Source organism: Sphingomonas sp. CCH9-F2, assembly GCF_001556735.1.
Lineage (GTDB): Bacteria > Pseudomonadota > Alphaproteobacteria > Sphingomonadales > Sphingomonadaceae > Sphingomonas > Sphingomonas ginsenosidimutans.
Genome location: NZ_LSJO01000584.1, coordinates 1 through 6,273, shown reverse-complemented (window position 1 = coordinate 6,273; position 6,273 = coordinate 1). Strand labels below are relative to the sequence as shown.

General features: G+C 63.4%; 7 protein-coding genes and 2 pseudogenes. 4 read left to right on the top strand and 5 right to left on the bottom strand.

Features of this window, described 5'->3' with window-relative positions:
• The first annotated feature begins 757 nt into the window (after nucleotides 1-757).
• Nucleotides 758-1,861, top strand: a complete 1,104-nt coding sequence (locus tag AX685_RS16415; protein WP_066490589.1) for a replication initiator protein A — start codon at nucleotides 758-760, stop codon at nucleotides 1,859-1,861.
• Nucleotides 1,862-1,906: 45 nt separating this feature from the next.
• Here the strand turns inward: AX685_RS16415 and AX685_RS16410 are convergent, their stop codons facing one another.
• The 3 genes and pseudogenes from AX685_RS16410 to AX685_RS16400 form a co-directional block, all read right to left on the bottom strand.
• Nucleotides 1,907-2,191: a ribbon-helix-helix domain-containing protein gene (locus tag AX685_RS16410; protein ID WP_017501683.1), complete on the bottom strand. Its 285-nt coding sequence runs from the start codon at nucleotides 2,189-2,191 to the stop codon at nucleotides 1,907-1,909.
• Nucleotides 2,191-2,826, bottom strand: a complete 636-nt coding sequence (locus AX685_RS16405; protein WP_066490587.1) for a nucleotide-binding protein — start codon at nucleotides 2,824-2,826, stop codon at nucleotides 2,191-2,193. The genes AX685_RS16410 and AX685_RS16405 overlap by 1 nt, the downstream gene beginning before the upstream one ends.
• A 121-nt stretch (nucleotides 2,827-2,947) precedes the next feature.
• A pseudogene (locus AX685_RS16400) lies at nucleotides 2,948-3,579 on the bottom strand (transcription elongation protein SprT).
• 415 nt (nucleotides 3,580-3,994) lie between these two features.
• On the opposite strand from AX685_RS16400, the gene AX685_RS16395 reads away from it, so the two are divergent.
• From AX685_RS16395 to AX685_RS16385, 3 genes are read left to right on the top strand one after another with little or no spacing between them, the layout of a single operon-like run.
• Nucleotides 3,995-4,276, top strand: coding sequence for a type II toxin-antitoxin system RelB/DinJ family antitoxin (locus AX685_RS16395; RefSeq protein WP_017501687.1), 282 nt, complete (start codon nucleotides 3,995-3,997; stop codon nucleotides 4,274-4,276).
• Nucleotides 4,245-4,565 carry a type II toxin-antitoxin system YafQ family toxin gene (locus tag AX685_RS16390; RefSeq protein ID WP_026109291.1) on the top strand — a complete coding sequence of 107 codons (321 nt, stop codon included), beginning with the start codon at nucleotides 4,245-4,247 and terminating at the stop codon, nucleotides 4,563-4,565. Before AX685_RS16395 ends, AX685_RS16390 begins: the two co-directional genes overlap by 32 nt.
• Nucleotides 4,566-4,567: 2 nt before the next feature.
• Entirely contained in the window at nucleotides 4,568-5,188 is a 621-nt protein-coding gene (locus AX685_RS16385; protein ID WP_017501689.1) for a histidine phosphatase family protein, read from the top strand.
• 33 nt (nucleotides 5,189-5,221) lie between these two features.
• Here the strand turns inward: AX685_RS16385 and AX685_RS16380 are convergent, their stop codons facing one another.
• The gene (locus AX685_RS16380) at nucleotides 5,222-5,767 is read right to left on the bottom strand and encodes a recombinase family protein (RefSeq protein WP_038292857.1); all 546 of its coding nucleotides are present in this window, start codon (nucleotides 5,765-5,767) and stop codon (nucleotides 5,222-5,224) included.
• Nucleotides 5,768-6,033: 266 nt separating this feature from the next.
• Nucleotides 6,034-6,273, bottom strand: a pseudogene (locus AX685_RS22755) (alkaline phosphatase family protein); the annotation flags it as partial.

Sequence of the window (6,273 nt, the reverse complement as noted above, 5' to 3'; positions counted from 1 at the left end):
GCGTAGGATTCCGCCCCCTCCCGCAAACGCCCCCTTGGACCCTCCCCGGCCTGCCAAACGTCCAGAATGAAGCCCAGCGGCCCGGAAATCGCCCCTGCTGCGACGTTTCCGCCTCCCCTGCCCTCTCGGCTCGATCACCGCCCTATCCGCCTGGCTTTCCTGGAAAGCCAATTGCGACGGTGCCGCTGGCGCTGTGGTGTCGATAGAAGCGGGGCGTTTAAACGATCCTCAATCTAGCAAAAAGCGTGCCGGCGAAGCCGGCTCATCATGGGGATGCCGGGTGGGAGGATCGCAAAGCGATCCGGGGCGGCCGAAGGCCGCGAGCCGGCGGGGGCGAAGCCCCCAAGAGGCGGCGCTTTTCTTCCCTCTGACCGGTGCCGGTAGCGCGGCGCCAGTGGATCACGCTGCCTCTGTCCCGAAAATCAGGACAAGTTGTTCGATCTGGCGGGACGCTGGTGGGTGAAACCACGATGATCCGGCGTCGAGTGGGCGCTGCGGTTAAAGTTATCCACAGGTCGGCCTAGTGTTAATATATGGGTTAAAGAGTCGTGTTACGGGATTTTGGCGGTTTCATAAGCAACTGAAAATATTAGAATAATCGGGCGTTTTTTTGCCCTCGGCGTCAACGGAACCCCGAATCTGGTGACTCCAGAACCCCGAATCTGCGTCAACGAAACCCCGAATCGCGATCACCCGTCAATGAAACCCCGAACTTTTCCGTTGCGTCAATGAAACCCCGAATCTACGGTGCGCGTCAATGAAACCCCGAATCGAGCCTGACCGTCAACGAAACCCCGAACTCCCGCTTGCCGTCAATGAAACCCCGCACGGCGCGGAGGGACGCCCTTCCCTGCTGCCTGTTCGCTACCCCGATCCCGATCTGTTCATTTGCGATGTTCTCGACGCCATCCCCAAGGATGACATGGCCTCGATGGAGCATCCGATTTTCTCGCTCGCGACCAAGCCCGATCGGCGCGTGTTCCGCTATGAGCATAACGGCAACAAGCTCGAAATCGTCCCCAGCGTCAAAGGGCTGGCGACGATCCACGACAAGGATATTCTGATCTACTGCATCTCCCAGCTCATCGGGAAGATGAACCAGGGGGAGCGACCGAGCCGCACCTTGCACCTCACTGCTCGCGATCTACTGGTGTGGACCAACCGGCAAACCGATGGCGACGGCTATGACCGGCTGCGGAGCGCGTTCGAGCGGCTGTCGGGGACGCGGATCACCACGAATATCAAGGCCGATGGCGAGGAAATCACCGAAGGTTTCGGCCTCATCAATGAATGGCGGATCGTGCGGCAAACCCGCTCCGGCCAAATGTCGGAAATCAAGGTCACGCTATCCGACTGGCTGTTCAAGATGGTTGAGGGGCGCAGCGTCCTGACGCTCCATCGCGACTATTTCCGCCTCCGCAAGCCGCTCGAACGGCGTATCTACGAGCTGGCGCGCAAGCATTGCGGCGCGCAGGAAAAATGGTCGATCTCGGTCGAAACGCTACAGAAAAAGACCGGCGCGAGTAGCCATTTGCGCGCGTTCCGCTCGATGCTGCGCGATCTCGTCGCGCACGATCATCTGCCCGACTATGCCGTGGAAATGAACGGCGATACGGTCACGTTCCGCAATCGCGAGGCTCTGGATACGGTCGAGGCGATCGAGGCGGAACCCGAGCGGCCCTATATCGACCCCGAAGGCTTCCACGACGCCAAGAGCGTTGCGCCTGGCTATGACGTTTACGCGCTCTATGACCAATGGGTGTCATGGTGGATCGACAGCGGGCGGCCGGAACTGAAAAGCCCCCGCGCCGCCTTCATCGGCTTCTGTCGCAACAAGCACAAGACTGCCCCCTTGCGCTAGTATAGGTGTATAGATGTATAGGTGTATAATTGTATTACATCTATACTAGCCGGCGATGCGCCCCCTTCCCTTCTTCACAAACAGGTCGTCCAGCGCCTCGCCCAGCAGGCTTTGAACGGTCGTCCCTTCCTCGGCCGCGATAATGCGAAGCTGCGTGCTGACCTCGGGAGGGAAATGCCCGCCAATCAGCTTGGTCCCCTGTCGGCCGCTCGGCGGGGCCTTGCGGGTCACGTCTACCGGCTCGATCGCCGACGCTGGGGCCGGGGCCGCGTCTCCGTCCGCCTTGGCGCGGTTCAGCACCGCTTGCAGACTGTTTCCGCCCTTCGCCATCACGCCACCTCCGCCTGATTGTATAGGCGTATATTTGTATACTCGTATAGTCGGCGGATTTCGTCGGCCGCTGGCCCATGCGGCTCGAACTCCTGCACGGCCCGGCCTGCGGCTTGGGCGCGGAAAAAGGCTTTGCGGTTGCCGATCGTCACCGGGCAAACCGTCGCGCCTAGCTCCGCCACGGCCTGAATCGCATCGCCAGTTTCCTGACCTTGCGGGGGCACGAAGGTAAGGACCACGGCAAAGGCGCGGTCGAGCTGGCGCACCACGTCGAGGGTGTGCGTCATGCTCATCGTGTCGAACACGGCCGTCTTAGTCGGGATCAGGATGAAATCAGCGTGACGCGCTGCCTCATAGGCCAAGTCGCGCGCGACCGCCGCCCCGTCGATCACGACAAGATCGGTGCCGGCGTCCTCGCAGGCTTTGAGCATAGCGGGCAGGCGCACCGGCTGAATCGACGCCACGGCGGGCGTGTCGAGCTGGCGCACGTCCTTCCAGAACGAGGCCGTCGCCTGCGGGTCCAGGTCGATGATCGCGGCGACCTTGCCCGCCTGCTCGGCCGCGACTGCCAGACAGGTCGCGAGCGTCGTTTTCCCAACGCCGCCTTTCTGTGAGAGAATGGCGAGAACCTTCATGCTACACTCCTGCACGTATAATCCTATACTTGTATACACAATAGACCGGGAGGGGAAGCCCTGTCGTTCCCGAAATGACGATAGGGAGGCGCTGAATCTGAAATGACGAAAGCGCGCCGCATCATTCCTCCGGTTCGGCGTCGTCATCGTCCAGCGGCTCATGCTCCATCTGGCCGTGATCCTCGATCGGGCAAAGCGGCGCTCCGGCCTGCTCAAGCCATTTGCGCGCGGTCCTCACGGTATAGCCGCACGTCGCGCACTCGCATTTGAGCATCCGGGTTTTCTGCTTCTTGGGCGCGGTCGACTCCCCGTCCGTGTCGAGACGGGCATGGGGGAGGGGGCCAACGCACTCCAGGATCGGCGCGATGGCCGCAAGGAACGCCTCGCCGGGGGTGGTGGCGCGCATCGGCCCGACCAGCCCCAGCCCAAGGGCGACCCGTTAAACGTCTTCCCATGCCCTGCCGGGATGCCGACAGCGGCATGGACCAGCTCATGCGCGAGGATGGCTGCGATCTGCGCCGGCATCGCGTCGGGCGCGTGCGCCAGGTCCGGGCGGATGAAGATTTCAAAATGCCCGTCCGCGCTCAACCGATTATCCCAGCACTCGCCAATCGCCTTGGCCTTCGCGCCTCTGCTGGTGAAGCCGATCGCCACGCGCACGCGGTCGGGCAGGGGGGCGTCCAGCACCTCGAACAGCGGGGCCATGCCCGCCGCCACCGCATTGAGCCAGCTTTCGCGGGTTTCGTGGGTCATCGTCCTTACTCCCTTCAAATCGCCTGTTCGGCGATGGCCATGCCATAGGCCGGAACACGGACGCCCAAGAACGCCGGCGAGAGAGGGGGGCAGCGGGATTCGATGGGGGTGGTGCGGCCGCAGCGCAGCGAGGCACGGCCCCGTCTAATCCCGTTGCGGGGGAGAGGCGGCCGGGACCGCCTTTCCCCCTTCAAACAGGATCGACGCCGGCGCACGCCGGCACCATGAAGCGAGACCCGCTTGCGATCTCGCCCCCGCCATGTGGGTCGTCACCTTGGGCCAAGACCGCTTGCGGGCTTGGGGAACGAAGCGAGTAGGGCCACGGTGCCGCGCCAGCGGCAGGCGCCGCCCCCTAGCCTGGATTGAAATTGTTGCTCAACTGAGCTACATTATCGGCTTGACTAAGGAGGTTCCAATGGCCGCTACCGCTTTCGTGCGCGCGCGCATCGACGAAACATTGAAGGATGAAGCCGCCGCCGTGCTGGCCGAGCTGGGGCTGACCGTCTCGGATGTGGTCCGCATGACCCTCACGCGGGTCGCCAAGGATCATGCGTTGCCGTTCGAGCTGAAGGTGCCGAACGCCGAGACGCGCGCCGCGATCGAGGCGTCCCGCGCGACGATGAAGGCTCGCCGCGCCCGTTTCACCGATGCCCAGGAAATGTTCGATGCCCTCGACCAAGAAGCCCGCCAGCAGTAAGCGGGCGGCGTTCCCAAGAGAGGCGTCCTACGAAAAAAGGTTCGTCAAGGATTGGGAGCGGCTGTCGCGCAGCGGGCGCTACAACATGAAACAGCTCAAGGAGGCGATGATGATGCTCATCGCCAACGACGCGCCGTTAGGCCCGGAATGGCTGGATCATCCGCTGAAAGGCGATTGGAGCGATCATCGCGAGTGCCATATCGGCGGCGATTTCCTGCTGATCTATACGATTGAGGGGAATCTGGTGAACTTCGTGCGCGCCGGCACTCATGCGGAACTGTTTGAATAGCCATGCGCGTAATCTTCATTCGCCACGGCGAATCTACCGGCAACGCCGGCGTGCCCTGCCACGATCTCGGCGCGATCGAGCTGACGGAGCTGGGCCAGGAACAGGCACGCGAAGTCGCGGCGAGCTGGATAGAAGCGCCCGCGCTCATCGTCACGTCGCCCTATACCCGCACGCAGCAGACGGCTGCGCCAACGATCGCGCGCTTTCCCGGCGTGCCGGTGGAAGTGTGGCCGATAGAGGAGTTCACCTATCTGCAACCGGCGCGCTGGAACGGCACGCGCAGCGCGGAGCGGATGCCGCACCTCGAACGCTATTGGAGCGCGGCCGATCCTGATTATTGCGACGGGGAAGGGGCGGAGAGCTTCGCCACCCTGCTCCGGCGCTGCGAGGCCGCGCTGGCGCGGCTCGCCGCCATGCCGCCCGCCTCGCTGGTCTATGTGTTCGGGCATGGGCAGTTCATCCAGGCCGCGCGCGCGATCGTGGCCGACGCTCATCTTGACGATCAGGCAAAGATGCGCGCCTTCTGGCGCAAGGGCGAGCCGCCAGCGATCAGCAACGCGCAGCGGGTAGGATTCCGCTGGCATGGCAGGCGCTGGGAATGTGCGCCGGCGATCGCCGCCTAAATCAACGCCGGAGAGGGCGGGGGGCGTCGCTCATCACCCCTGTAGCCGCGAAATCGTCGCTTGGCTGACGTTGAACAGCGCCGCGACCGATCGCTGGGTGTCGCCTGCGTCGAGCTTGCGCCGCGCCTCGGCCTGCTGGTGCGGGGTGAGGGCGCTCTTGCGGCCGAACTTGACCCCGCGCGCCTTGGCCTGGGCGCGGCCAGCGCTGGTGCGCTCGGCGATCCGCTGGCGCTCGTAGCTGGCCGCGACGCCTAGAACGGCAATCACAACTTCGGCGAGCTGCGAGGTCGTGTCCACCATCGGTTCGGCGATCGAGCGGAAGCCGGCCCCGGCCTCCTTTACCGCATGGAGGATGTTCAAGAGGTCGCGCGTGTTGCGGGCGAGGCGATCGGTCGCCGTCACCATCAGCACGTCGCCGGGATCGAGCGCGCCGATCGCGCGCTTGAGCTGGGGCCGCTCGGCCGACGCGCCGCTGATCTTCTCGCGGTAGATCTTCGCGCAGCCCGCCGCCTCAAGCTGGGCGAGCTGCTGGGCCAAATCTTGGCCGTTGGTGGAGACGCGCGCATAGCCGTAAATCATGGCGCGATTCTGCATCAGATTTTTGCATCAGGGAAGGGCACGGAAAAGCGCGGCTTTTGGTTTGATGCGAAACTTTTGATTTCTGCATCAACCCAGCGGGTCATCTCCAAATTCGTTGGGTCCACTTGTGCCGGGTAACCGCACATGGGCTACAGATCGCCCCGCGAGTACATCAATCAAACCCGCGAGACCCCGTCAGGCTTTTAGGAGGCCGTTTAATAAAAAAGCGGATTTGACCAAAACACATGCGTAACGCTTGAGACCGCTCAGAACACGGGCACAGCTTCCGCGGCGGGCAACGACACCCCTAGGACGTGCGCGATCGACGGTGCGATTGCGCGCATGTCTACGATGCCAAGATCGCGATGGGGAATGGTAGGACCGGCGACGATCAGCGTCGATCGCATTGCCGGATCGCTTGGCAAATAGCCGTGCATTCCCTTGTAGGTCGCGGGTTTGGCAATAGGTCCGGCGGGGTCGCGGCCGGTTTCAAAGCCGGGCTGTAG